This is a genomic window from Paraburkholderia madseniana (genome assembly GCF_009690905.1).
In the GTDB taxonomy this organism is placed as follows: Bacteria; Pseudomonadota; Gammaproteobacteria; order Burkholderiales; family Burkholderiaceae; genus Paraburkholderia; species Paraburkholderia madseniana.
This window is the reverse complement of the sequence record NZ_VOSW01000018.1, coordinates 86740-110994: the sequence shown is the minus strand read 5'-3', so window position 1 is coordinate 110994 and position 24255 is coordinate 86740. Positions and strand designations below refer to the sequence as shown.

At 60.8% G+C, this 24255-nt stretch carries 26 protein-coding genes; 10 read left to right on the top strand and 16 right to left on the bottom strand.

The genetic code is table 11. The annotated features are described in order from the left end of the window. Positions 1-42 precede the first annotated feature (42 nt). From FSO04_RS11985 to FSO04_RS11940, 10 genes are all read right to left on the bottom strand, one after another. Entirely contained in the window at positions 43-774 is a 732-nt protein-coding gene (locus FSO04_RS11985) for a class I SAM-dependent methyltransferase (RefSeq protein WP_154559887.1), read from the bottom strand. 4 nt (positions 775-778) lie between these two features. After that, positions 779-1564 (bottom strand): phytanoyl-CoA dioxygenase family protein, encoded by a 786-nt coding sequence (locus FSO04_RS11980; RefSeq protein ID WP_154559886.1) that lies wholly within the window; start codon positions 1562-1564, stop codon positions 779-781. 33 nt (positions 1565-1597) lie between these two features. Continuing rightward, positions 1598-2122: a GNAT family N-acetyltransferase gene (locus FSO04_RS11975; RefSeq protein WP_154559885.1), complete on the bottom strand. Its 525-nt coding sequence runs from the start codon at positions 2120-2122 to the stop codon at positions 1598-1600. Continuing rightward, positions 2119-3096, bottom strand: a complete 978-nt coding sequence (locus tag FSO04_RS11970) for a hypothetical protein (RefSeq protein ID WP_154559884.1) — start codon at positions 3094-3096, stop codon at positions 2119-2121. The genes FSO04_RS11975 and FSO04_RS11970 overlap by 4 nt, the downstream gene beginning before the upstream one ends. Continuing rightward, positions 3093-3791 (bottom strand): WbqC family protein, encoded by a 699-nt coding sequence (locus FSO04_RS11965; protein ID WP_154559883.1) that lies wholly within the window; start codon positions 3789-3791, stop codon positions 3093-3095. The genes FSO04_RS11970 and FSO04_RS11965 overlap by 4 nt, the downstream gene beginning before the upstream one ends. A gap of 5 nt (positions 3792-3796) precedes the next feature. Next, a complete protein-coding gene (gene vioA, locus FSO04_RS11960) occupies positions 3797-4942 on the bottom strand; it encodes a dTDP-4-amino-4,6-dideoxy-D-glucose aminotransferase VioA (RefSeq protein ID WP_168435654.1) in 1146 nt (381 codons plus the stop codon). Next, complete coding sequence (locus FSO04_RS11955; RefSeq protein ID WP_154559882.1) at positions 4939-7326, bottom strand: tetratricopeptide repeat protein; 2388 nt, start codon at positions 7324-7326, stop codon at positions 4939-4941. Before FSO04_RS11955 ends, vioA begins: the two co-directional genes overlap by 4 nt. 259 nt (positions 7327-7585) lie before the next feature. Further along, positions 7586-7900, bottom strand: a complete 315-nt coding sequence (locus FSO04_RS11950) for a flagellar protein FliT (protein ID WP_154559881.1) — start codon at positions 7898-7900, stop codon at positions 7586-7588. Between the two features lie 3 nt (positions 7901-7903). Next, positions 7904-9418, bottom strand: a complete 1515-nt coding sequence (gene fliD / locus FSO04_RS11945; RefSeq protein WP_154559880.1) for a flagellar filament capping protein FliD — start codon at positions 9416-9418, stop codon at positions 7904-7906. 157 nt (positions 9419-9575) lie between these two features. Beyond that, positions 9576-10724, bottom strand: a complete 1149-nt coding sequence (locus FSO04_RS11940; protein WP_154559879.1) for a flagellin — start codon at positions 10722-10724, stop codon at positions 9576-9578. Positions 10725-10992: 268 nt separating this feature from the next. Between FSO04_RS11940 and FSO04_RS11935 the strand changes: the two genes are divergently transcribed. Both FSO04_RS11935 and rpsU read left to right on the top strand, forming a co-directional pair. Next, the gene (locus tag FSO04_RS11935) at positions 10993-11934 is read left to right on the top strand and encodes an aldo/keto reductase (RefSeq protein ID WP_154559878.1); all 942 of its coding nucleotides are present in this window, start codon (positions 10993-10995) and stop codon (positions 11932-11934) included. Between the two features lie 359 nt (positions 11935-12293). Further along, positions 12294-12506 carry a 30S ribosomal protein S21 gene (rpsU, locus tag FSO04_RS11930; RefSeq protein WP_006050883.1) on the top strand — a complete coding sequence of 71 codons (213 nt, stop codon included), beginning with the start codon at positions 12294-12296 and terminating at the stop codon, positions 12504-12506. Positions 12507-12636: 130 nt separating this feature from the next. On the opposite strand, the gene FSO04_RS11925 is transcribed toward rpsU, so the two are convergent. Beyond that, entirely contained in the window at positions 12637-13062 is a 426-nt protein-coding gene (locus tag FSO04_RS11925; RefSeq protein ID WP_154559877.1) for a hypothetical protein, read from the bottom strand. Between the two features lie 148 nt (positions 13063-13210). Next, positions 13211-13807: a DNA-3-methyladenine glycosylase I gene (locus tag FSO04_RS11920; RefSeq protein WP_168435653.1), complete on the bottom strand. Its 597-nt coding sequence runs from the start codon at positions 13805-13807 to the stop codon at positions 13211-13213. Between the two features lie 152 nt (positions 13808-13959). On the opposite strand from FSO04_RS11920, the gene FSO04_RS11915 reads away from it, so the two are divergent. Both FSO04_RS11915 and FSO04_RS11910 read left to right on the top strand, forming a co-directional pair. Further along, positions 13960-14841, top strand: a complete 882-nt coding sequence (locus FSO04_RS11915) for a glucosamine kinase nucleotide-binding domain-containing protein (protein ID WP_154559876.1) — start codon at positions 13960-13962, stop codon at positions 14839-14841. Positions 14842-14927: 86 nt separating this feature from the next. Beyond that, entirely contained in the window at positions 14928-15749 is an 822-nt protein-coding gene (locus tag FSO04_RS11910; protein ID WP_154559875.1) for a Cof-type HAD-IIB family hydrolase, read from the top strand. Between the two features lie 82 nt (positions 15750-15831). Here FSO04_RS11910 and FSO04_RS11905 read toward each other — a convergent pair whose 3' ends face one another. The 3 genes from FSO04_RS11905 to aqpZ all read right to left on the bottom strand — a co-directional run bounded on the left by FSO04_RS11905 (position 15832) and on the right by aqpZ (position 18027). Beyond that, positions 15832-16134 (bottom strand): PXPV repeat protein, encoded by a 303-nt coding sequence (locus tag FSO04_RS11905; RefSeq protein ID WP_154559874.1) that lies wholly within the window; start codon positions 16132-16134, stop codon positions 15832-15834. A 284-nt stretch (positions 16135-16418) separates the two neighbouring features. Continuing rightward, entirely contained in the window at positions 16419-17114 is a 696-nt protein-coding gene (locus FSO04_RS11900; RefSeq protein WP_154559873.1) for a histidine phosphatase family protein, read from the bottom strand. Positions 17115-17286: 172 nt separating this feature from the next. After that, positions 17287-18027 carry an aquaporin Z gene (gene aqpZ / locus FSO04_RS11895; protein WP_154559872.1) on the bottom strand — a complete coding sequence of 247 codons (741 nt, stop codon included), beginning with the start codon at positions 18025-18027 and terminating at the stop codon, positions 17287-17289. 290 nt (positions 18028-18317) lie between these two features. On the opposite strand from aqpZ, the gene FSO04_RS11890 reads away from it, so the two are divergent. After that, positions 18318-18620 (top strand): H-NS histone family protein, encoded by a 303-nt coding sequence (locus FSO04_RS11890; RefSeq protein ID WP_054038506.1) that lies wholly within the window; start codon positions 18318-18320, stop codon positions 18618-18620. Positions 18621-18922: 302 nt separating this feature from the next. Here FSO04_RS11890 and FSO04_RS11885 read toward each other — a convergent pair whose 3' ends face one another. Beyond that, the gene (locus tag FSO04_RS11885; protein ID WP_154559871.1) at positions 18923-19987 is read right to left on the bottom strand and encodes a glycosyltransferase family 4 protein; all 1065 of its coding nucleotides are present in this window, start codon (positions 19985-19987) and stop codon (positions 18923-18925) included. Between the two features lie 705 nt (positions 19988-20692). On the opposite strand from FSO04_RS11885, the gene flhD reads away from it, so the two are divergent. The 5 genes from flhD (at position 20693) to FSO04_RS11860 (ending at position 24215) form a co-directional block, all read left to right on the top strand. Further along, complete coding sequence (gene flhD / locus FSO04_RS11880; protein ID WP_154559870.1) at positions 20693-21013, top strand: flagellar transcriptional regulator FlhD; 321 nt, start codon at positions 20693-20695, stop codon at positions 21011-21013. 51 nt (positions 21014-21064) lie between these two features. Next, positions 21065-21625: a flagellar transcriptional regulator FlhC gene (gene flhC, locus FSO04_RS11875; protein WP_154559869.1), complete on the top strand. Its 561-nt coding sequence runs from the start codon at positions 21065-21067 to the stop codon at positions 21623-21625. A gap of 238 nt (positions 21626-21863) precedes the next feature. Next, the gene (gene motA / locus FSO04_RS11870; RefSeq protein WP_006050895.1) at positions 21864-22724 is read left to right on the top strand and encodes a flagellar motor stator protein MotA; all 861 of its coding nucleotides are present in this window, start codon (positions 21864-21866) and stop codon (positions 22722-22724) included. Between the two features lie 21 nt (positions 22725-22745). After that, positions 22746-23753 (top strand): flagellar motor protein MotB, encoded by a 1008-nt coding sequence (motB, locus tag FSO04_RS11865; RefSeq protein WP_154559868.1) that lies wholly within the window; start codon positions 22746-22748, stop codon positions 23751-23753. 84 nt (positions 23754-23837) lie between these two features. Next, the gene (locus FSO04_RS11860; RefSeq protein WP_154559867.1) at positions 23838-24215 is read left to right on the top strand and encodes a response regulator; all 378 of its coding nucleotides are present in this window, start codon (positions 23838-23840) and stop codon (positions 24213-24215) included. Positions 24216-24255 lie beyond the last annotated feature (40 nt).

Sequence of the window (24255 nt, the reverse complement as noted above, 5' to 3'; positions counted from 1 at the left end):
GTCAGGCGGTGAGTACAGCCGCGGCAGCCACCTGCCGCGGGTTCAGGCACTGCGTTCGCAGATCGCGTATACGCTGGAGCACAAGTCGGGGTAAATGCGCCCCAACTCAAAACAGCCGTCCAGATATGCTCTGGATATGATGCCGGCCTGTAAAGCTGCGTCGATCTGGAAGTTGGCAAGACCCTTGAAAAAGACTCCGCCTTCCGTGACCGGGCGGAGTTTCGCCGCACGCAGATCGGCCCGCAGTGTATCGATCGAGTAGGTGACCCGGTGGCCATGGGCCGCTTCCGCCGCCGTCACGGCCGCGTGATGATCGATCAACCCCATGTTGACCGCGATCTGCCTCGATCCGGCACGCGCATTCGGTGCCGCCACGAACAGGCGGCCGCTCTCGGACAGCCAGCTACCGATCCGGCGCAGCACCTCGACCGGATGGTCGAGGTGCTCGAGCGTATGGATCAGAAAAATATTGTCGTAACGCTGTGCCGGTTCGAACGTCTCGAACGTCGAGTGATGAAACTTGACCGAATCTTTTACCTTCTCCGACGCAACCGCGATGCAGTCCGCCGATGCCTCGACGACTTCCAGCGAGTCGAAGCGTTGAGCGAGCAGGCGCGTGAAATTGCCCTCGAAGCATCCCAGTTCAAGCGCGTTTCCGTTGCTGAGGAGCGGCGTAAAGGTCCGAAGCATATATTCATGCATCAGATAGTCGAAGTCGTAGGCGTAGCGATGTTCGGGATGATCTTTCGCTTCCGCGTTGTAGTCTCTGCTCATGCAATCAATCCTGTCCACGTTGATAGAAACGCTGCTCGACCGGCACGTAAAACTCATCGAGCGACTCCGGCACCCGCGCGTTGAAGCCGAGTACCTGACGCATCCATGCATTGCACTGGTCGAGATTGCGGTAGCCGAACAGCCGGGCGTAGTCGAGCTGCGGTTTGAAGAAGGGGCTCGTGAAAGTCAATGTCAAAGCACGGCGCGGCGCAAGTGTGGCGTTCTGTCCGGTCGCGTGCCACATGCGTGAATCGAACAACAGGACCGAGCCACGCTTGCCCGTCGCACGTGCCGCTTGTGCATAGAACGCTTCGTCGGCGGGTTGCTGCTGGATGTTTTGCGAGTGCGAAAGGACATGCGTTGCGCCATTCTCCAGGGTGAAATCGTCGAGCATCACCAGCGCGTTCAGCATGAAGCGGCGACTGTCCGAGCCGAAGCGGATATCCCGATGCACGTTCTGGACATAGGAGCGCGAGTCGCGCTCGTTGATGACGCCGCCGTACGAATTGAGCACGAAGTTGCCATCGAAGTACCGTTTGAAAACCGGCTCCAGGACTGAGAACTCCGCCAGCAGTTCGACATAGCACTCGCTATCCATCAACAGGTGGTGCAAGGTGCCGGCGCTGTTGTCCAGCACGCCGTTGCGTTGCCTGATCTCGTTGCGCAACGCGAGGGAGGGCTGCAGCGCCTCGACCAGCGAGTCGAGCAAATCCATGCGAATCAGCTGGGGGATGATGGTCCAGCCTGCCGTCGCAAGTGCGGTGTCGTGTCGAGCGTCGATCGTATTCATGAAGGGGCGAGGCAACGGGAACAGGTGAATGGCTCAGGAGCGGTCAGTAGTCAGCATGGCCATCGGAATAACGTCGAGATAGTGGCCGCCTTTAAAGGACGCCTGCCGCATCAGACCTTCGGCGCGGAAGCCCACTTTTTCGTAGAGCGCAATGGCGCGCGCATTGGACGCGAGCACGGTCAACGAAACACGGTGCAGATTGAGGTCGCTGAATGCATGCTCGAGCGTCAAGCGCGTTGCGGCCTCACCGATCCCACGGCCGCGCGCCGATTCCGCGCCGATCTGGATCGAGAACTCCGCGCAACGGTTCACCCAGTCGATCCCCAGCAGATACGTGACGCCAACCAGTTCCCGGGTAGATGTGAGACAGACCGCGAGACGAACGCTATTGGCGCGGGAACTGAGGTAACTATCGAACCATTTGCCGTCGATCTCGGGACCTACATGCCGGAAGGCGCCGCCGAGCAAACCGACCAGCGCCTGATCGGCGCGCCATGCGTTGATGGTCGGAAGGTCGCTGCGTTCGATCTCGCGCAGGAATATCGTGTTGTTGATCATGCGAGGCGGTCCAGTATGCGTTGCACTATCGGCGCAAGATCGGCGCGCGTGAGCCGCTGATCGCACGGCAAGAACAGCGTCGAGTCAGGAAGATCGCTTTCGAAATCCGGCACGCCTTCGGCGGCCGCGACGTCCGGCCAGTAGCCAGGCGTGTAGACACGTTGCGCCCGAAGCGCTTCGCGAAGTCCTGAAGGCGCGCCGAAAAAGGGGTAGCAGAGCGGCACCGCCGTTTCGCTATCGTGAAACGTGAAACGGTTGTAGCGCTGCAGCTTCTCGCGAAGATAAGCAAAGTTCGCGACTCGCCTTGCACGCACGGAATCGTAGTCGACACTGGCGAGCATGCGCCGCGTCAGTTGCGACATCTGCAGCGGTTCCTGATTTTTCAGGCTTTCTTCGGCTGCCGCATAGTCTGCATAACCTGCTTCAGCGTCTTGCGCGAGCCGGCTCAGAAGATGCGCGCAGCGTTGCACCGAGGTTTGGTCGGTCGCATTCGGCATATCGATCGGCTGCTGTGTGACGAGGTACCCGCCGTCGGGCACACCGAGAAATTTGCGCGGTGAGTACAGCGTGGCCAGGCAATCGCGCGGCTGCGCGAACAAGGCCTGTGCATTGTCGATCACGACGCGTTCGCGTGGAAACCGGCTGAGCACGTCGTTGACCTGGTACTCGCACAGACCAAAGTAATTCACGTAGACAAGCCACTCACCCTGTGCGAGGTCGACGGATTGCACGCGCAAATCCGAATCGAGCCGATAGCGTTTGACGGCCGTGCCGGCCATGCGCAGCGGCTCGATCATGGCGTCGCAAATGTACCAGGGCATCCAGACGGCGGTAGGGCGCAGCGGGCGAAGCAGCGCCAGAAACGCCGCACGCGACGACTGAAAACACAGTGCGCCGTCGTGAAGGGGCGACCCGACCGGCGGCAGTTCCAGTTCGAAATATCCGCCAATGGCGCGCGGCTCAACTGCGGTCATGCATACACCTGTGCGGAAAGCATGTCTCTGACGTTGTCTTTGCCGTTGAACATCAGTACGTCGAGAATCGATAAAGCAGGATGAAATACGTCGTCGAACTGCGAATAAGGGCACAGGTTCGGCTCGATGAAGGCGAGCTCTACACCGCGGGCGGAGAACGCCTCGCCGTCGTAAAGAGCGCGGCCGCCAGGCAGGTTCACGTAGATGAGCGCTTGCTCTCTTGCGCAGATATCGATTACCCGATGGGTCCCCTTGAGTTGCGCATTGCCGTACCGGGTCGACGAGGCGACGAACTCGGTGTCGATCTCCAGGTACCTGCAGATTTCCGTGACGGTGTGCGACGCGAGCAGCGAAATATGGTCGAAAGGCGCTGTCAGGATCTGCTCGATCAATTCGCTGATGCGCGGATACTGAGGTGCTTTCGCGTAGGCGTGACGAATCGATTCGAGCAGCTTGCGCAGCCAGCGCTCGCGTGGCTGGATCAGGACGTCGTTGATCTTTAGCATTGGGCTCGCACCGGCAAGCGGTACGGTCAGGTAGCGAATCTGATCGCCCAGCAGTATCCGGTTGCGGTTAATCCAGCCGTTCTTGATAAAGTTCACGTCGTCGTAAAAGACAAATTTGTCGACTGCGGCCACCAACTGAAAATATCCGATATACGGAAACAGGTAGGGCTGCATGATCGCGAGCTTCATGGCGTTCAGCAATCCGCAATGAGTCCGACGATGCGATCGAGCATATTGTCCGTCAATGCCGGGAAAATCGGCAGACACAGTACCTGCTGTGCGGCGGCATGTGCGACCGGTAGGTTTTCGCGGCGCGCGGAAGGCAGGCCACGATAGATCGGGAAGTCCGAAATCAATGGGTAGAAATAGCGGCGCGCATAGATGTCGTGGTCGCGAAACTTCTGATACAGCGCGTCACGGCTGATCGGATATTCCGGGCCGACGAGAATCGGAAAGTACGAATGGTTCGCCACCTTTTCGCCCGTCTTTGGCAGGCAGCGGATGCCGGGCACGTCGCGCAGACGTTCGCGATAAATCGCGTCGATCTGTGCGCGCCGAGCCAGCGCTTCGTCGATATGCTGAAGCTGAAGCAGCCCGAACGCGGCGTTGATTTCACTCATCTTGCCGTTGATGCCGGAAGCGACCACCGTCGTTTCATCCACGAAACCGAAGTTCTTCAGATGATCGATGCGCTGCTTCGTTTTCGCATCCTGACAGATGATCGCGCCACCTTCGAACGTGTTGAAGACCTTGGTCGCGTGAAAACTCAACACGGCGAGGTCGCCGTGTTCGAGCACGCTGCCCGCTTCGGTCTGCACGCCAAAAGCATGCGCTGCGTCGTAAATCACTTTCAGGTTGTAGTTATCCGCGATTTTCTGAATCGCTTCGACGTCGCACGGCTTACCGTAGCAATGCACCGGCATGATCGCCGTGGTTTGCGGCGTAATCGCCGCCTCGATCTTGGCAGGGTCGAGGTTCAGCGTTCCCGGGTCGACATCGACGAATACGGGCTTGATACCGTTCCAGACCAGCGAGTGCGCAGTCGCGACGAAGGAGTAAGGCGTTGTGATCACTTCACCGGTCACGCGCAGTGCCTGCAGCGCGGTGAGCAGCGCCAGCGTGCCGTTGGTGAACAGCGCCAGGTGGCGCACGCCGAGGTATTTGCATAGCGCCGCTTCGAACTGCTGGTGAAACGGACCGCCATTGGTCAGCACCTTGCTGTCCCAGATCTGCTGAAGATAGGGAATGAATTCTTCGAGCGGCGCGAGATGCGGCTGGGTGACGTAGATGCGCTCGTTGGTCTGCGGCTCGACGGCGCCAAGCGGTAAGGCTGCGTTCACTTGATTTCCCCTGTTCCGGAGGGTGCGATCGCATCGGCTGCGGTACCCGTAGCTTCTTCTGCCGACACCTCGAAGGCAACGGCCGGTTGGCCGTCGCACCAGCGTTGCCACATGATCCGCAATGCGCGCGACAGACCCGCGGCCACCACCTCGGGCCGGAATGCCGCCGACGCCATGCAGCGTTCGCGCAGACCGGTCCGCAGAGCCGCGAGCGCGGTAATGTCGGAGGACAGCGCGACGCCTTTGGCGACGAAGTCCGCCTTATCCGTTGCAAGAAAATCCTGCAGTCCGACGTGCGACATCCAGGTCGCGCCAGCGCGGCTCGGGAGTGTGTCGCCGGCGATCGTCAGGGTCGGCACGCCCATCCACAGCGAGTTCAGGACCGTGGTCGAACCTGTGTACGGGAACGTATCGAGGCAGATGTCGACGTGGAAATGCTGTTGCAGGTAGACCGGAATACTTGAGCGCCGACGGAACATGAGGCGTTCTCGCGCGATACCTGCGTTGGCGAACCAGTCGATCAGCAATTGTTCGTCTTCGTCGGAGCCGATTGCGCCAAGCAGCATCCGCGACGATGGTTGTGCATGTAATAACTCTGCCCACAGCGCGATCACGTCGGGACGCAGTTTGTTCAGCCGGTTGAAACTGCCGAAGGTCACATAGCCGTTGTGCATGGCCGGCAGGATGTTGACTGGCGGCGCGCTCTTTTCCGGCAGAAACGGCGCGTTCGCCGGCAAGTGGACGATCTTTTCCGAGAACATGCGCTCCGGGCCGCCGAACGGCACACCGAATCTGTCTATCAGGTAATAGTCCATCGCGCTTAGGCCCGTGGTGGCCGGATATCCGAGCCAGCTCACCTGGATTGGCGCGGGCTTGCGCGCGAACGTGAGGAGGCGATTGCGGCCCGTGTGTCCTGACAAATCGAACAGAATGTCGATCCGCTCGTCGCGGATCTTGTTGGCCAGATGCGCGTCGGGCATGCCGGTAACCTGGTGCCATTCATCGGCGCAATCACGTATCAAACGCGTGTAATCGTCTTCCGCAATGTGGTTGGTGTAAATGTGCAGAGACACGCTGGGATCTTTCGCCAGGTGCTCCACGATCGGCAGCAGGTAGGACGAGACGGCGTGACGGAACAGATCGCCCGACACCAGGCCGATTTTCAGTTTGCGGTTCGGCGTGCGCTTGTTCACGTGACGCGGCCACTGTGAGCGCACTGGCGCCTCATGAATCTGGGCGAATTTAAGGTGTTCCGCGAACAGCGTGTCCTGATCGATCCCAGGGTTGTGACTCAGCGTAAATAGAAAGTTGTCGGCGGCGATTGCGTCTTTCGGGTTCTTCTCCACGGCGATACGGAAGCTCCGCTCGGCCTCGGTCACCAGCCCCAGATCGAGTTGCAACACGCCGAGTGCGCTATGCGTGCCGGAATTGTCTGGTGCCAGTTCGATCGCACGTCGTGCCGCGGCCAACCCTTCTGTCACGTTACCCTGGTGCACCAGAACCATGCCGAAGATCCGTTGTGCTTCGGCATATTCGGGATTGATCGCGATGATTTCTCGACAGACCTGTTCCGCGTCCTTGAGCTGGCCTTTCAGTCGCAGTGTGTCCGCGAGGACGGTGCGGCTTTCCAGTTCCTCCGGCAGCAGTTCGGCGGCTCTGCGCAAGGGTGCAAGCGCGTCGTCGTACCGCCCCAGACGATGCAAGGAGATCCCGAGCCAGCGCCACGCGTTACCGTCGGCCGGAAAGCGCTCGGTGAGCGAGCGGGCGAGTTTAACGGCTTCAGCGATCTGGCCTTTGTTGTATAGCGAGGTGAAGCGCGTCGTTTCCTGTTGGCTGACCCGCCTGCCTGATGCGATGGTGGACTTGCCCGCTTCCGTGGTCGCCTGCGTCGCCGGGGCGCTTGTTTCAGCGGCAGCGCCGTTTTCCACCGCTGGTTTTTCAACCGGCACCTGGAACGTGGGAATGACTTTGTCCGGATTCGACATTCGCGTGATCAGGCCGTCCACCGCCGGTCCCTTTAGCCCTTGCTTCTGACCCATTTCCAACGCTAGCCACGCGGCGGCTACTTCCTTGGCGTCGATCAACGCGTTGATATAGCCCACCCAATACTGGCCGTTGTGCGGTTGGACGCCCAGGCTCTGCTCGAAACAGGGCAAAGCGTCTGAAGGACGGCCGACCTGAACCAGCAGCACGCCGAGGTTGTAAAGCACGTCGGCGTGATTCGGTCGCGCGTCGAGAATCGCCCGGTACAGCGCCTCGGCGTCGTCGAATTCGCCCTTGTGGTGGTGCTCCAACGCCGTTTGCAAAACGAGCGCGATGTCGTGCTCGAGTTGTTGTTCGGGCGTTAAGGGTTCAGCGGTCGGCTGCTCGTACAGGAGAGTCATGGTCTCAGCGCGGAATGGTCTATGACGGAAATTGTGCGACCAGGCAAGGCTTTCCGATGCGAGGAGATGACGGTGAAAAAGCCGCCTGTTTGGCGTATGGAGCGGGCCGAGGAAATCCAAAGGACAAGAAAAAAGCCCGCACGAGGCGGGCTGAGGGAACGAGCGCGCCCTGACTTCAGCGCGTAGTTCTTATTGTTGGGTCAAGCGGGTTGTGCGGCCGCTTTTGGCCGGACAATGGCCGTCACACAGGCCGGATAGCCTACATGCGGGCGATCCGCTGATATTCGCCGGCGGCTTTGGTACGCCCGATCGCCGCTTCGAACTCGATGTGCAGTTCGTTCTTGGTGGTTTCCGCATCGGCGAACAGGGCTTCGTCGATCGCCTGGATCCGGCGGATCATCTCCAGCGCAGCTGGTTCCTGATCCGCTGACAGCGACATCAGCAGCGGCGAACGCGCTTCGGTCAGGCGGGCCGCTTCCGGCCAGTCGGCGAGCGAGGCCGCATGTTCGATTTCCCGCGTCATGGACAGCAGGCGTTCGACCAATTCCGACTGGTTCATTTCGATCGGGTCCATGGCTTAGCCCTTGTTGGTCGCCAGTGCGCCGGCGCTGTTGGTGCCGCCAAACAGGGCAGTCAGGTACTGCGAATTGTTGTTCATCGTCGCCATTAGCGTGTTCAGGGCGGTGAACTGCGCCTGATACTGACTTGTTAATTGCGCAGTGTAGTTGGCGAGTGCAGTTTGCTGCGTGGCGACGCTCTTCAGATCGGCGTTCAGCGCGGTGTTGCGCGTATCAATGATGCCGCCAGTCTGCGTGAAGGTGGTGATACTGCTGTTCAACTGCTCGGCGATGCCGTTGGTCGAGTTGAAGAGCGAGGCGACCGTCGCTGGACTGCTCGTCAGTGCGGTGCTCAGCGTGGTGTTGTTGACCACCATTGTGCCGTCCGCCGGGTTGTCCTTCAGCGTAATGCCGATAGCTGCCAGCGTGGTGCCGGTGCTGCCTGAACCGACCGCGCCGCCGACGATTGAGGCCAGCGTATTCTTGATCGTCTGCAGCGTCGAGTCGCCCAGCAGCGGGCCTTGCGATGAGGAGCCGGAGGTGAACGACGTGAGCGTGGACATCGTCGTGACGACGGTGTTGTAAAGGCTGACGAAATTGTTGATCGCGGTGCTCTGCGACGTGGTGTCGGCCGCAATGTTCAGTGTCTGCGTGGTGCCCGCGGACGCCGCCGTCAGGTTCATCGTGACGCCGGAAATGGCTGTCGTCACGGAGTTGCTCGAACTGCTGGCCGCGATCCCGCCGACCGTGAATTCCGCGTCCTGGGCAGCCGCGCTTTGCGTCCAGGCACTGCTCGAATTCGCCGACGTGATCGACGACTGGCCGCCCGTAGTGCTAGCGGTCGAGGTCACGCCGAGGCTCGACAGGCCGGTGTCGCTGGTGATGTTGCTGGTCGAGACGTTGATGACGTTGGCCGCGCCCGTGTTCGCCGCGCGCAGCACGAGGTGGGCGCCGGTCGTGCCGGTCACGATGGTCGCCGTCACGCCGGGGTTGCTGCTGCTGGCGTTGATCGCGGACGCGATACCGGAGAGCGTGTTGTTGGTGCTGTCGACGCTGATGTTCATCGACTTGCCGCCGAGCGAAACCGTCAGCGTGCCGGTGCCCAGTTGCGTCGTGGCGCCGAAGGCCGCCGACGACAAAGCCTGCGAGTTGGCGATCTGCGTCACCGCGACCGAATAGCTGCCGGCCACTGCCCCCGCACCTGCCGTCGCTGTGAGACCGGTGCCGCTCGCTGTTGCCGCGAAAGTGGACAGCGTGGTGCCGTTGGCGAGGTTCGTGATGCCCGACTGTAGCGCGCTTAGCGCTGAACTCAGTGCGCCGTATGCGGACAGTGTGGTGTTGTCCGTGGTTTGTTGTGCCGACAGAGCCGCGGTTTGTCCTGCCGTCTTCGCGTTCACGAGTGCCGTAACGAGCGACGACACGTCCATCGACGAGTTGCCGGTCGAGCCGCTGATGATCGATTGAGCGGCCGACTGCAACGCCGAGTTGGCCGCGGCGGTTGAGGCTGCAGTAGACGTGGTTGAGATCGAGGACATGCAGAGGCTCCGGGCGTCTGGAAATCTGAATTGGGTGGTGCGCGATGCTACATCACTTGGTGATGGGAATGCACAGCGGGAGGCATGCCTCCCGTTGTTTGGAACCCGGAGATGCGCCGCACTCGCGCGCGGCGCATCTCCGTTACTGCGTCAGCTCTTAACCCAGGAGCTTCAGAACTTGTTGCGGGTTCGAGTTAGCTTGCGCCAACACCGAGATACCAGCTTGTTGCAGCACTTGCGCCTTGCTCAGGTTCGCCGTTTCTTGTGCGAAGTTGGCGTCCGTGATTTGCGATTGTGCCGACGACAGGTCGGTCGACTCAGCTTGTTGCGACGTCGCAATTGCGGTGAAGCGGTTTTGTGCGGCACCCAGCGAAGCTTGCAGGGTGTTCACGGTCTGCAGTGCATTGTCGATCGAGACCATTGCTTGGTTCGCGCCAGTGACATTGCTGATGTCCAGGTTCGAAACCGTCGGCGGGTTGTTGATCGCGTTGATCTGGGCGATCGACGCGGTTGCAACGCCGGAAGCGGTCGCACCCATCGCTGTACCCAACGCGGCGCTCAGCGTCAGGTTGGTGATTGCCGTGCCCGAACCTGCGCCCGTACCGGCCGAGAAGATGTTGGCAACAGCGCCCGACGAGATAGCCTGGTTGTTCTGGTCGGTGAAGGTGTAGCCGCCCTTGCCGTCCGACAGCACGTTGACCGACGTGATCGTCGCGCCCGTGCTGGTGTACGTGCCGGTCGAATCGGTGCTGATAGCGACCGTGCCGACCGTTTGACCCGTTTGCACCAGGCCACCACCGATCTTCGCAGCCGACATCGACTGGCTCAGGTTCAGGCTGATCGTCTGACCGACGTTCGCGCCAACCTGGAACGTCACGCTGCCTGCCGAGCCGTCCAGAATGTTCGTGCCGTTGTACGTCGTTTGCGACGCGATACGGTTCACTTCCGAGATCTGTGCCGAAACTTCCTTCTGCAGTGCTGCCTGGTCGCTCGCCGACAGCGAACCGGTCGATGCTTGCACCGCCAGCTGACGGATACGTTGCAGGCTGGAGGTCAGCGACGACAGTGCGCTCGATGCGGTTTGAATCATCGACACGCCGTCATTCGCATTCGACACGCCCTGGTTCAGGCCGTTGATCTGCGTTTGCATACGCGTCGAGATCGCCAGACCTGCTGCATCGTCAGCCGCGCTGTTGATGCGCTTGCCCGACGACAGACGGGTGATGGCTTGCGAAAGGGCGCTTTGCGAGCCATTAAGGTTTTGCTGTGCAACCAGCGAGTTGATGTTGCTATTGATTCCGAGCATGGAAAATCTCCTAAATAAGCCTTGAGCCCAATACGCCACGTTGGCATCGGCGGAAGCACTCGTTCATTGCTGGCCGCCTCAGTGAAGGTTGACGGCGCGTCTAAAAAAAACTTGAGGAACTTTGTGCAATAGCGATCCAATTGTTTTTCGGGCCGGTTGGGCTGCGACCCGTCTGTAAGCCGCTTGCAGCCTGGTTCGGGACATCCACTGCAGGTATTGAAAAGACGGCGTATTCTCCTTTTCTCTTGTGACAAACCCTGGAGAAATCATGCAAAAGCGCCGGATTGGACGTTCCGAATTAGAGGTCGCGCCGCTTATGTTCGGTGGCAATGTATTTGGCTGGACGGCCGATGAAGCGACCTCGTTTTCGATCCTGGATGCATTTGTCGATGCGGGGCTCAACTTTATCGATACCGCCGATGTCTATTCCGCGTGGGTGCCGGGTAACCAGGGTGGCGAATCGGAAACCATCATCGGCAAGTGGTTCAGGCGGAGCGGCAAGCGCGACAGAATCGTGCTTGCCACCAAGGTTTCGAAGCACCCGCAGCGCACGGGCTTGTCGGCGGCGAACATTCAGGCGGCCGTGGAGGATTCGCTGCGGCGCTTGCAGACCGACTACATCGATATCTATTTTTCTCACGACGACGATACCGAAACGCCCTTGGCCGAAACCCTTGGCGCGTATCAGAAGCTGATCGAGGCGGGCAAGGTGCGGGTGATCGGCGCGTCGAACTACAGCGGCGCGCGCGTCGAAGAGGCGCTCGCCGTGTCCCGCCAGCACGGGCTGCCCGAGTATCAGTTGTTGCAGCCGGAGTACAACCTGTACGACCGCGCGGAGTATGAGCGTGACATTGAGCCGGTGGCGCTCGCCAATCAGCTCGGCGTGGTGGTGTATTGGAGCCTTGCAAGCGGCTTTCTGTCCGGCAAGTACCGTTCGCAGGCCGATCTGGCCAACAAGGCGCGTGGCAGCCGGGTCGAGAAGTATCTGAACGAGCGCGGTTTGCGGATTCTGGACGCGCTCGACCGGGTCGCCGGGCGGCACGGTAGCACGCCGGCCACGGTCGCGCTGGCATGGCTGATCGCCCGCCCGAGTGTAACGGCCCCAATTGCCAGTGCGACCTCGGTCGACCAGCTCAAAAGCCTGGCCGCCGCCGTCCATCTGATGCTGACCGGTGCCGATATCCGTGAACTGGACGAGGCGAGCGCCTGACCCGCGCAGGAGACCTGGCGCGATCGCTAAACCCCTGGTAGGATGGGGAGTTTCCTGATATCATCGGGAGTGAATTGAGATCTTTGCCTGTTTCGTCAATGTTTTTCATTGATGAAAGGTTGGCGAAACGGCAGCAGACGCGGCATATGCGTTACGTCTGTCCGCGTTCCGCGGTGAACTCCCCACCTCTCTTTTCCGGCCTCCGTGGCCGTTATGCCTCTCGTTTCATTCGTGGTTTGGCCGGGATTTTTCCCGCGTTTGCCTGTTACTGGCCATGAATCGGAACGACCGGAGGGCCGGCGCGTGAGCGGTATCCGCCACGCAATTTACCCCTATCAAGTGATTGAGTTAGGAATTACATGACGACGATTCTTCTGAAAGAAAACGAGCCGTTCGAAGTGGCGATTCGCCGCTTTCGTCGCGCAATCGAAAAGAATGGCCTGATCGCAGAACTGCGTGAGCGTCAATCGTACGAAAAGCCGACTACGGCACGTAAGCGCAAGAAGGCTGCTGCTGTGAAGCGCCTGCACAAGCGCCTGCGCAGCCAGATGCTGCCGAAAAAGCTGCACTAAGCACGTTTTTTCGCGCTGTATTTAGCGCACTGCACGCCGAACGGCGGTGTGAGCTTCGAAAGAAGCCACATCGCCGTTTTGCTTTTGGGGAGTCGATTTACGTTGGGCTTTGCCGCCGTACCGAGGCTCGTTACGCGGCGCTCTTCAGGCGCTCGGCGGACAGGCCGAATTGCCGGGCAATCGAGCTCAGACGCTCATGCCATTCCCACGTGCCGAACACGTCGTGCACGTTCTGCAGGCAACTCAGCAGAGCGATTGTGGCCGGGTCGTACACATTGAGGCGGGCGCGCAGGAGCGCCTTTTTGAGCGCAGAGATGCCGGCATCCATATAAGCAGGCACCTCGATGGCCGCCTTGCCGATGTAGCGCACCGGAACGCCTTCCATCGCGGTCATATAGTCGTGCGGCTTGATGAAGCTGCCGACCGGGCAGCCACTGCAGTAGCCGCGGTATGCGCCGCCGCCGCGCGGCAGCAAGGCGGCGCGTTTCTGGCCGAGCAGATGGTCCACGGCCTGATCGAAAATCTCCTGATGGGTCAGGAAGCTAAGGGTTTTCATGGTTGGTCTCCCATGCGTTACGCAGCGTTTATTCGTTGTTCGAGCGCATGAACGGCAGTATCAGACACGCGCCAATTAACGAAACCCGGACTAGCACGGCGAAAAGCCTTCAATTCCCGGGTTTGGCTCGTTTGCCCCTTATGCGGCGTCAACCGGCCTTGCGATTGCGTCCCTTCTTGCCGAGCGCCGCGCATCGCGCGCGGCACATGCAGCTTGCCTCGTGGTCGTTCACCATGCCGACCGCCTGCATGAACGCATAGCAGATCGTCGAGCCGACGAACTTGCAGCCGTAACGCTTCAGCCCCTTGCTGAGCGCGTCAGAAATTTCGGTCGACGCAGGCGCCTGTTTATACGATGCCCAATCGTTCTGGATCGGCGTCTGGTCGACGAACGACCAAACGAAGTTGGCGAGCGAACCGTGCTCGGCCTGAATCTGCTGCACGGCGCGCGCGTTGGTAACGGCCGATTCGATCTTGCCGCGATGACGCACGATACTTTCGTCCAGCACCAGCGCATCGACATGTTTGGGCGTAAAGCGCGCGACCTTGTCGATGTCGAAGTCGGCGAACGCGCGGCGATAGCCGGTTCGTTTGTTGAGAATCGTCGACCATGACAAACCTGCCTGGGCGCCTTCCAGTACAAGCAGTTCGAACAAATGCTGATCGTCGCGCGAGGGCACGCCCCACTCGGTGTCGTGGTAGTGTGCGAGCGCTTCGCTCGATACCCAGTTGCATCGCTGTGTCACTTTCGCGCTCCCGCGTTGTCATGTCGTCCGTCAGCATAGCGGAAGCCGTGCGCGCCGCAAGCCGGCCATTCGGCCGATTGCGGGATTGAAACTGACCTGCCACGCTATGCCTTATTCACCACCTGAATCACCACCTGAACTCACTCGATTCGATGAATAAAGACCTCTTTCTGATCGGCATTGACGGCGGCGGCACTGGTACACGAGTCGTACTCGGCGACGCGCAGGGCCGTGAACTGGCGCAGGCGGCGAGCGGGCCCTCGGGGCTGGGCCTCGGCGTGGAGCGCGCGTGGCAGGCCATTGAGGCGGGCTGCGCCGATGCATTCGCACGTGCCGGCGTGCCGCTGGACTGGGCGCGCTGCGTACTCGGTTGCGGGTTGGCAGGGGTCAATAATCGCGACTGGCTGGCCGCGTTTCGCGCGCAGGCGCCGGCGGTTGCCGGGCTCGCGGTGGAAAGCGATGTGTACACCACCTTGCTTGGTGCGCACGGCGGCGCACACGGCGTGGTCGTCGCGCTTGGCACCGGCAGTCAGGCGGCCGTGCTTGACGGCAATGGCGACTGCCGAACTGCCGGCGGCTTCGGTTACCCGTCGGGCGACGAAGCGAGCGGCGCCTGGCTTGGGCTACGAGCCATCGTGTATGCCCAGCAAGCGCTCGACGGCCGTGTGCCCAATGACGATCTGGCGCAGGCGCTGCTCGCCCACACCGGCGCACATGACAGCGACAGCCTCGTGGTCTGGCTGTGCGAAGCTAATCAGACCGCTTATGCGAGGCTCGCGCCGATCGTCATTGCGCATCGCACGCATCCGTTCGCAGCGCATTTGCTCGATGAGGCCGGCGTGGAGGTGGGCAAGATGATTGCCGCGCTCGACCCTTCAGCGAGCCTGCCGGTCGCGCTGTGCGGCGGTCTCGGGGCACCCTTGCGCGAGTACGTGCCGCAGATCTATCAAGCCCGCTTGCGCGAGCCGTTGGCGGACTCGGCACACGGCGGTTTGCAATTGGCGCAGCGCGAAGCGGCTCGCATCGGCGGTTGAGAATCGTCTGGCGCGCCGGGTGTGATCTCGCGGATGCGCGCGCAACGGTAAAATGCGATCTTTGACGCTGCCCGGCTGCTCACACTATGTATAAAGTCATTGCCACGGATCTCGACGGCACGCTGCTCAACGCCGATCACCAGGTGGACCCGTTCACGATCGCCACCGTGCGTAAGCTGGAAAGCGATGGGCTGCACTTCGTGATCGCCACGGGGCGCCACTACTGCGACGTTGCGGGCATTCGTGACCTGCTGGGCATCAAGGCGTACCTGATCACGTCGAACGGCGCGCGCATTCACGCGCCGGACAACACGGTGATCCACGCCGACGACCTGCCGCCGGCCATCGTGCAGCGGCTGGTGCAGCCGGAAATCGCCGGCGCGCACGGTCGTGTGATCGTCAACCTGTTCGCCGACCAGGCGTGGTTGATCGACCGCGATGCGCCGGATCTGCTGAAATTCCATCAGGATTCCGGCTTCACCTACGAGGTCACCGATTTGCCGAAGCACGACGGCGTCGACATTGCCAAGGTGCTCTACATCGGTGAGCCCGCCGATCTGGCGCAAATCTCGGCCAACCTGGCGCGCGAATTCGGCGACGCGCTGTACGTCACCTATTCGCTGCCGGATTGTCTGGAGGTGATGACGTCGAACGTATCGAAGGGGCGTGCTTTGCAGATCGTGCTCGAGCGCCTCGGCGTCGATGCCTCGCAATGCGTGGCGTTCGGCGACAACATGAACGATATCGACCTGCTGGAGACAGCCGGCCATCCGTTCATGATGAACAACGCCAATCCCGATCTAATCACGCGTCTGCCGAACGTGCCGCGCATCGGCAACAACTTCGAAGCGGGCGTTGCGCAGCATCTGCGCAAACTTTTCTCGCTCGACGACGAACTGATGTCCTGAAAACGGACCGGCCCGCATCCTCTTTCGCGGATGCGGGCCGGTTGTTCGCGTTCCTACGCGACCTTACGAGCCAACGCTACGATCAGCCGTGCCATCCGCCACGGCGATCGCCACGGTCATCGTGACCCCAGTGGCGGTCGTTGTGATCCCAGCCGCGGTTATCCCGGTGGTCGTCGCGATAGTAGCCGCCGCGGTCGTAGCGATGGTCCCAGCCGCCGTTGCCGTAGTACACCGGCTGCGGCGCTGCGTAGACGGGGGCAGGCTGGGCATAAACCGGTACGCCGAGCGACAGTCCGATATTCAGATCCGTATGCGCTTGCGCGACACCGCATGCGCCCGCCGCGAGTCCGGCAGCAACCAGCAAGTGAGTGACGATGCGTTTCATGTTGTTCTCCTGTGAGGCGACGTATGTTTGTCGCACAGGACCAATCTACGCATTCCGGTCGCGGGTTAGTGAGACGAGATGTTACGGACTGCAAGCATCGTCGCAGGGTTTGAAAGGCGGTAGAAGGAACCTTCGAACGCAACACGCGACGTGCGCTTTCCGCCCGAAGCCCCGTCAATAAGGTCTCCAGGCTCCTTAGACCGAGCCGGCGTCCAGTTCCCGCCGCCTATTGCCGCAATTGGACGGCCGCGCTCGTAATCACGGCTTACATCTGTATTACCCAATTAATCAGCCGAGCCAGCGGAAGCACCCGCCGCAGCCGCGGAAGGCGCTCCCGGCAGTGCCGCGCATGGGCAGTCCGCGGCGCGGCCGTTCAGTCCCTGGCGGTCAAGCTTGAACGTAGCGTGGGCCGTGCCGTTTTGCCAGTTGAGGCGAACAATATAAATACTGTCGAAGTCGTCGCTTTGCCAGTTGGGGACATCGGCGGCATTGCCGCCATGTGTGCTCATCATCTGGCGCAGCAACTTCACGATCAGCTTGTGCTCCCACGCAACGACAATCAGCTTGCTGCGATTGGCGGGATTGACGAGCGCTGTACCGAGCTGGTCGATCTGGGCGAAGCCGTACGGGGTTTGCACCGGCATCTGGAACTGGATGGCGGTTGGCTCGATGGTCGCCAGCGGCCGGACATAGTAATAGGGATGGCCGCTGTCGTCCTTTTGCTGGCCGGGATCGGGCGCGTAGATCGCATCCGGCTTGCCGAACTTGGCGGCGATCACTGCCGGCAGGGCCAGCGCGCGGTTGAGCCCCTGACAATCGAGCTGGCCGTAACCCTTGGCGGGCTTCTCGCCGTGGCGCACGAATACGAGCGTTTCGGTATTGCTGTCCGCCGCATGGGCCGCGGGTAACACCAGTACGCCTGCACACAAACCGCCGATGGAGAGTGCGACGCCATGCAGGAATCCGCGGAAACGGGTCATCGGTAGCACCTGTGCGAGCTTGGGAAGTCGCACGATTCTAGCAGCGGGTTATCGGCGGGCCACGGGCCGCGCGCATTGTGCGCAAAACCGAAACGGGCGCCGTAGCGCCCGCTTTGACTGCCTGGAATATGCACATCCGAGCACACCCGGACACACCCGGCGCACTCGCTGATCAGTCGAGCGCCAGTTCCTGCGAATTGCTGCGGCGGCTTTCGGCAACGAGCGGGTACAGCACGCCTGCGATCACCGCGCCAATAATCGGTGCGACCCAGAACATCCAAAGCTGATCGACCGCTGCGCCGCCGACGAACAGCGCCGGACCGGTGGAGCGCGCCGGGTTGACCGACGTGTTGGTAACCGGAATCGAGATCAGGTGAATCAGCGTCAGGCACAGGCCGATGGCGATCGGCGCGAAACCGGCCGGCGCGCGCTTGTCGGTCGCGCCGAGGATGACGAACAGGAAGAAGCCGGTCATCACCACTTCGCAAATGAATGCGGCCGCGAGCGAGTATTGGCCCGGCGAACGCTCACCGTAGCCGTTGCTGGCGAAACCGCTGGCAACGAGGTCGAAGCCCGGCTTGCCCGATGCGATCAACGACAGCACCAACGCACCCAGCACCGCGCCGATCACTTGCGCTACGATGTACGGCAGTAGGTCGCGGGCCGGAAAGCGGCCAGCGACGGTCAGGCCGACGCTCACCGCCGGATTCAGGTGGCAGCCGGAGATGTGGCCGATCGCATACGCCATTGTCAGGACAGTGAGGCCGAATGCGAGCGAGACGCCCACGAAACCGATGCCCAGGCCGTGGACCGGGCCGGCGAAGTTAGCGGCGAGGACGGCGCTGCCGCAGCCCCCGAGCACGAGCCAGAAGGTGCCGAACAGCTCGGCAGCAAGGCGCTTTGACAACTGCATGATTTGTAATCCTAAAATGTTTGACGCTTGGAGTGGCATGAGTGCTAAGCGCAGGTGCATGCCATTGAGCGCGCAATTCTAGGGAAAGACAGCCGGATTAGGTGTCAAGAATTGTCAAAGTGGAGTCGCCTTTACCTATTATTACCAGATAAAGATCTCGTTTTACAATTCATCGACGCTTAATAATTATCAGATGATTTCTTCCTAAATCGGTATTATTGTCCATTGCGAATTTTTATAATTGCAGCTAGTCTGCGAGCGAATGAGTTCTAAAAAAGGGGAGAACCGATATGTCTCAATATGCAGACCTTAAGGCACAGATTGCCAAATTGCAGGCACAGGCAGACGAAGCCCGGCGTACTGAAGTCGACAATGTTGTCGCCGATATCCGCCAAAAGATCGCTGAATACGGTCTGACCGCGCAAGACCTCGGCTTTGCGGTGGCCGCCAAGCGTGGGCGCCCGCCGAAGAAGGCGCCGCTGCCGGCCAAGTACCAGGATCCGAAATCGGGCAATACCTGGAGCGGACGCGGCAAACCGCCAAAGTGGATTGTCGGCAAGAATCGCGAACGCTTTCTGATTGGCGCGGTCTGAATGCCCTGCGGTCCGGGCGAAAGCCAACTGAAGGTTGATCGGTACCGGGTTGTTAATTCGCGTCGCGCTAATCCTGGATGGAAGCGCATCCATGGTTGTATTAAAAAAGCCGCCCTTGAGAGGCGGCTTTTCCGTAGTAGAAGCGGGTTAACTCTAGCTAACCGCTCGCGCAAACGATTCACCAGGCAAATTTACTCGTGATTGGCGTGCGAATCGGAAAACGGCGGGAAAACGGCGTAAGCGGCAGAAGCACGACTTAAGCGGCTGAGCGGATAAAAACCTCAGTCGCTTAAGCACGTCGCTCAACCCACTGCTACCCGGCGCAACATTGGGCGGCGCGTCGCTTCGATCAGTGCCGAATAGCCGTCAACGTAATTCTGAGCCATTGTTTTCGAGCTGAAGCGGCGTTCGAACTGCGCGCGAATCTCGGTGCGCGACAGTTCGTCCAGACGCTGCAGCGCGGCGACCGCGCCTTGAACGTCTTCGACAATGTAGCCGGTCACGCCGTGGTCGATCACTTCCGGTACCGAACCGCGGTTGAAGGCGATCACCGGCGTGCCGCACGCCATTGATTCGATCATCACGAGGCCGAACGGCTCCGACCAGTCGATCGGGAACAGCAGCGCCTTGGCGCCCGACAGGAACTCGGGCTTCTGCGCCTCGTTGATCTCACCGACGAACTCCACGTGCGCCATGGAGAGCAGCGGTTCGATTTCCTTCTTGAAGTATTCCTGGTCGACCTTGTCCACCTTGGCGGCGATCTTCAGCGGCAGACCGCTTTGTGCAGCGATCTTGATAGCTGTATCGACGCGCTTCTCCGGACAGATACGGCCGAGGAACGCCAGGTATTCCGGCTTCTTGTGCGCCTGCGGCGTGAGCAGTTGCTCCGGCAGACCATGGTAAATCGTGTTCAGCCAGTTGGCCTGGGGCAGCGGCACGCGCTGCGAATCCGAGATCGACACCACCGGCACATTCGAGAACGCGTCGAACACCGGTTGCAGCTCCGGCAAGTCCAGACGGCCGTGAAGCGTTGTCACGAACGGCGTGTCCATGGTGGTGAAGAGCGGGAACGGCATGTAGTCGAGGTGAAAGTGCAGCACGTCGAACTCATGCGCGACCTTGCGCACCTTTTCCATCATCAGCACATGCGGAGCCAGCGCATCGCGAATCGTCGGGTCGAGGCGCAGCGCACGCGGCCAGCAGGCGTCGAGGTTCGCGGAGGTGACCGAGTCGCCGCTCGCAAACAGCGTGACGTCGTGGCCGAGATCGACCAGGGCCTCGGTCAGATACGAGACGACGCGTTCGGTGCCACCGTAGAGTTTCGGCGGGACAGCTTCGTACAACGGCGCAATTTGTGCGATTCGCATGCGTTTCTCCTGTTCAAAACGGCTTCGCACAACGGCGCTCGGGTCGAGCGAGGAGCGAATGCCTGACGGACGGTTGGGCGCGGTAAGCCGCCGCCCGGGGGTGTTCCGAACCTGCATCGGGTAATCCCTTAGCGTCATTATCAGGATCGGCCGCGCTAATTCGAGTTATTTTTCAAACACTTAATGTTGTTACAGCGCGAAACATGATGCGTTACAGGTCGGCAGGAGGCTGGCCCGATGATCGGCAAGCACGACTGGATGGGCATCCAGACGCTGAAGGAACAGTAGCAAGGGGCGGTCCCGGAGACTGAAGCGCGCCCCTACACCAGGCGCGTTGCGCAGAAGTGAAAACGTCTTATAATTCTTCCTCACCGCTGCAAGGTGCGGATCGTGAGTCACTCAGGACTCACCATTTGGTTCACATTTCTGCTGAAGAATTAACCAAAACGCATCGCCAGCCCCAAGCTGCGCGCCACTTCGCCTGCTTCAGCCTTCTTTCTGGCCCCCTCCATGTAGGAAAAATTCCTACACGAATGACGGATTAATCCGTCAAACAGGCAGGGTGTCTGTCCGATTTTCGTCCGCTCCCCCTTTCGCCACAATGCTCGCAAGACCAGAAACGAGCCGATTCGTGCGGTTTAAGTGCGCGCGTTCGAGCAAACGTTTCCGTAACGGCCTGACCAGCCAGATACACCCGGGGGAATCATGAGCGCGACAAGCGAAATGCTCAATGAGATCAGAGAAGTCAACCTTTCTTATCTCCTGCTCGCCCAGCGTCTGCTGCGCGAAGACAAGCCGATGGGCATGTTTCGCATGGGGATTTCGGACCAGTTGGCCGACGTGCTCGCCAATCTGTCTTTGGCGCAGACCGTGAAGCTGGCGGCGTCCAATCAGGTGTTGTGCCGTTTCCGTTTCGATGACCATGCCGTGCTGTCCGCCCTTGCGGACAAAGGCAAATCCAGCGCCGTGGCCCAGGCGCATTCCGCGATCCTGATGGCAAGCCAGCCAGTCGAGCAAGTCGGCTGATGGCAGCTTTTAGTTCAAATAAAGCGATCAGGACGGGGGAAATGCGAGCGGATGGCATATAAAAGTGTTGTGCAGGAAGTCAGGGAAATTACCCTGGCCATCGAGCTGATCGAACTCGGCGCGCGTTTGCAATTGCTGGAGGCGGAAACCAGCCTGTCGCGCGACCGGCTTATCAAGCTGTATAAGGAGCTGAAAGGGGTGTCGCCGCCCAAGGGCATGTTGCCGTTTTCGACCGACTGGTTCATGACCTGGCAGCCGAACTTTCACTCATCGCTGTTCTACAACATCTACCGTTTCATGGCCGGCCACGGCGGCTGTCTGACGATCCAGTCGATTGTGAAGAGCTACCGGCTCTATCTGGAACATGTCCAGTTGCACGACGACGAGCCCGTGCTCAGTCTCACGCGCGCCTGGACGCTGGTGCGGTTCTTCGACTCCAGAATGCTGCAAATGACCGCCTGTTGCCGGTGCGGCGGACATTTTGTCGCGCATGCGCACGATCCGCAGCACGCCTTCGTCTGCGGGCTGTGCCAGCCGCCGTCGCGCGCGGGTAAGACAAAGAAATTTGCCGACGCCCGGGCCCGCGAAAGCCTCGCCGCGCTCCAAATTTGAGTCGCAGGGCGATGCCGGCCCATGGCTCGCAACCCGGCGCGCACCTCGTTACAACGCCCACACCCTCATTCGGCGGGCCTTCCAGCCCGATCGACCAACACCGGACCCGGCCGGGCCGGTTTAACCCGCCTCTGGTTTACACCGGAGCGACGAGCCGCTTTTCCGTCAAAGTTTTCTGCTCCGTTGCCGTAAACCAGATTAACGACGGTCACCGTCGCTTCTTTGTGAGGGCTCGGCAGTGCTGATTTTCGTGGGAACACTCGTGACGCTTCTGTCCGTTTTCGGCGGTTACGCGCTGGAAGGCGGCCATCTTGGCGCGCTGCTGCAACCCGTCGAAGTGCTGATGATTGTCGGCGCTGGCGTCGGCGCGTTCATTCTCGGTAACGGGATGAAGACGATCAAGGCGACGCTGCGCGTCATTCCAACCCTGTTCAAGGGCGCCAAGTACAACAAGGACGTGTACATGGAGCTGATGGCGCTCCTTTACGTCCTGCTGGCCAAGGCGCGCAAGGAAGGCACGCTGACGCTGGAAGCCGACATCGACGATCCGTCGAAGAGTCCGATCTTCACGCAGTATCCGAAGATCCTCGCAGACCATCACATCATCGAGTTCCTGACCGACTACCTGCGTCTGATGGTCGGCGGCAACATGAACGCGTTCGAGATCGAAAGCCTGATGGACGAGGAGATCGAAACGCATCACCAGGAAGGCGAGGCGCCCGCGCACGCCCTGAACAAAGTCGGCGACGCCATGCCGGCGTTCGGGATCGTGGCCGCGGTGATGGGCGTGGTGCACACCATGGCCTCCGCCGACAAGCCGCCCGCGGTGCTCGGCGAAATGATCGCCCAGGCGCTGGTCGGCACTTTCCTCGGGATTCTGCTTTCGTACGGGCTGATCGGACCGCTCGCGAGCGTCGCCGAACAGCGCGTGACCGAGTCGACCAAGATGTTCCAGTGCATCAAGGTGACGATTCTCGCCAGCCTGAATGGCTATGCGCCGGCGATTGCCGTCGAATTCGGCCGCAAGGTGCTCTTCTCGACTGAACGTCCGTCGTTCGCCGAGCTGGAAGAGCACGTGCGCCGCGTCAAAGCCAAGTAACGGGCGCCGGGAACCGATTCGATGAGCAAGGACAAAGACCGCGCCATTGTCGTCAAGCGCTCCGCGCCGGCCAAAAAAGGCCATCACGGCGGCGCGTGGAAGCTCGCGTATGCGGACTTCATGACCGCGATGATGGCGTTCTTCCTGCTGATGTGGCTGCTGAGTTCGGCTTCCACCGTGCAGTTGAAGGGCATCGCCGATTACTTCAACCAGCCGTTGAAGATCACGCTGTGGGGCGGCGATCGCAGCGCCGAGGACTCGAGCATTCTGAAGGGCGGCGGCCGCGACATTTCGACCGACGCACAGGGCGTGACGCGCTCGACCGACGGCACCAACAATCGCGCCGAGCGCACGGTCTCCCACAGCAACGACGACTCGGTCAAGCAGTTGCAGGGTGAGCTGGAACGCCGCGAGCAGGTCCGTCTGCACGATCTGCAGGTCAAGCTGATGGCCGCGATCGAAGCGAACCCGGTGCTGCGCCAGTTCAAGCAGCAGATCCGCATCGACTCGACGTTGACCGGCCTGCGCATCGAAATCGTCGACTCGCAGAAGCGGCCGATGTTCGCGACCGCGAAAGACGTGGTTGAGCCATACATGCGCGACATCCTGCGCGAAATCGGCCACACGCTGAACGACGTGCCGAACCGCATCATCGTGCAAGGTCACACCGACGCCGCGCAATACGCGGGCGGCGAGAAGGGCTACAGCAACTGGGAACTGTCCGCGGACCGCGCCAATGCGTCGCGCCGCGAGCTGATCGCCGGCGGCATGGACGAAGCGAAGGTGATGCGCGTGCTCGGCCTCGCGTCGACGCAGAACCTGAACAAGGCGGACCCAATGGACCCGGAAAACCGCCGCATCAGCATCATCGTGCTGAACAGGAAGTCGGAGGAGGCGCTTGACCATGACGACTCCACCACGACCACCTTGTCGGACGACGCGGCCGGCTCCAAGCCGCTGCTGCAAAGACTTGCGCAACCGGTGACGGTTGCACCGAAGGTGCCGGCGGTAGCGCCGGCGGCCCAGTAACAGACAGCGATCGGCAGGCCGGTCCATGCGTCCAGGTGGCGCGGACGGCGGGCCGGTCCATAGCGTAAGTGCAGCGAGGTTTTCATGATCAGGCACATCCTGGCAATCGACGATTCGGCATCGATGCGGCAGATCCTCGCCGCAACGCTGACGACGGCCGGCTATGAAGTGACGCTCGCGGCGGACGGCAATGAAGGGCTCGAAAACGCGCTTGCCATGTCGTTCGACCTCGTGCTGACGGACCAGCACATGCCAGGCAAAACCGGCCTCGATCTGATCACGGAACTGCGCGGCAATCCGGCTTACCAGGCGACGCCCATCCTCGTCCTCACGACGGAATCGGGCGAGCCGTTCAAGGCGGCGGCGCGGGCCGCGGGAGCAACCGGCTGGATCGAAAAGCCGCTCGACCCCGACATGTTGACCGAACTGGTCGCGGCATTAGCCGAATCGGACAACGCATGAGCGCCCCATAAGCGCCACCTTTACACAAGTTATAGAAGCT